This is a genomic window from Alkalibaculum bacchi (genome assembly GCF_937875145.1).
GTDB lineage: Bacteria > Bacillota > Clostridia > Eubacteriales > Alkalibacteraceae > Alkalibaculum > Alkalibaculum bacchi_A.
In genome coordinates this window covers 1-1,646 of sequence record NZ_CALNCS010000032.1, presented here as the reverse complement: position 1 = coordinate 1,646, position 1,646 = coordinate 1, and the positions used below count along the sequence as shown (strand labels likewise).

Here is a 1,646-nt window from a genome sequence, read left to right as displayed (position 1 = left end):
AGATAGCAATCTGTAAGCCATCAGCATTCAGCCGCCAGTGCGAGGTGTAGTGGGGAAGGTTACCTCCCCTTTTCTCATTATAGTAACTTTCAATGTTTAACAATTGTTTGCTGGTAATCTTGACCAGTGAGACTTGACCCTAGCACTGGTGTCTGGCGGCTGAATGCTGATGGCTTACAGATTGCTATCTATACTAGGGGTAGTAGGTCCTTGCGTTGAAGATTCTTCGTTACCGGTTTGGCCATTCATATTTGGTTTTTGTCCAGGAGTTCTTTGCTTTCCAGAAAAACCATCATTTGGTCTACCACCTCCTTGCATATTTCCCGAAGAGGTACCGTATTCTGTAACGATATTTTCGATTTTGATACTGCCAAGCTTTGTCCCGTCTGAATAGGTGCCTCCCGAGTAGTATCCATCCTTTGCTTCACCTGTAGATTTTCCTCCTGTATAAATGGTATAGGTAGAACCACCTTTAATAGTAGGGGATGAAAGAATTACGCATTGGTAATCTTCTGCAGGTGTAAAGGTTAAGATGTTTTTGCCTTTTTCGTCTTCTACGTGTATTAAGGTACCTTTTGATTGAACGGAATCTAAATTGATTTTGATGCTATTTTGTTTTGAAGAGCTACTAGGTGCTTGTGCCATTCCGGCGCTGCCTGCTGTGACGAGTATCCCTCCATTTACATCTAAAGAACCAGCGTAGTCTAAGGAACCATTTCCATCATTTGTAGGTCCATTTACTATTATAAGGCCATCATTTATAGTAGCCGTTCCATTTACATCGATGCCATCCCCATCTGCATTTACGATTACTTCACCACCATTGATTTCAAGATGGCTACCATCATCTGAGTCAAAATTATTTTGACCAGGTCTTCCATTTATTGAAGAACCATCATTTCCTCCAGCTGTATTTATTCCATCATCGCTAGATGCGATATGAAAAGATCCGTCATTAATGGCAATAGATGAACTTTCAATTCCTTCATAACTCTTTTGAATATGAACAGTACCATTATTTAGTGTGAGTGATCCATCGGAATGAATTCCATCATCTCCAGAATGAATCTGGATTTCTCCACCATTTATGGTTAAGCTATCGTTAGAATGAATGGCATCATCAGCAGAGTCTATAGTCATATTGCCACTATCTATAGTAATATCTACTCCCGCCTTGATGCCCTTAGCACTTTGTGTGTCTGTCGTTTGAGCATTCTCATCTTGTGATATAGGATTATCTGGCTTTGAATCATCAGGCATAATGTTTTGTGGGTACTCACCACTTGGAGGAATTCTTTGGGGAGCTCTGTCTTCTAAATCCGTATTATTGATATCTTTTGTATTTGTACTAAACCCCATTCTTTGTCCACCTTCATGGCTGACGCCATTTTCATTGCCGCCTCCTGTTTTGATATTTATGTCTCCATTTTTTACAAGTACTTTTGTTTCCCCTTGAATTCCGTCATTTCCTGCTTCAATATCGACCTCTCCATTTTCAATGTAAACAAATCCTTTTGAGGAATTTTGATCATTATTTGATTGCATCCCATCACTTGTCGCCTGTATGGTAATCGTACCGTTTTTTACAGCAATAAAATCTCTTCCTCGTATGCCATCTTCTGCTGCTTGTACGGAGATATTTCCGC

At 40.1% G+C, this 1,646-nt stretch carries 1 protein-coding gene; it reads right to left on the bottom strand.

Annotation, left to right across the window (positions count from 1 at the left end):
- Positions 1-174 precede the first annotated feature (174 nt).
- On the bottom strand, positions 175-1,646 hold a 1,472-nt coding region (locus Q7P22_RS02415; RefSeq protein WP_303860179.1), incomplete at its 5' end, for a carbohydrate-binding domain-containing protein.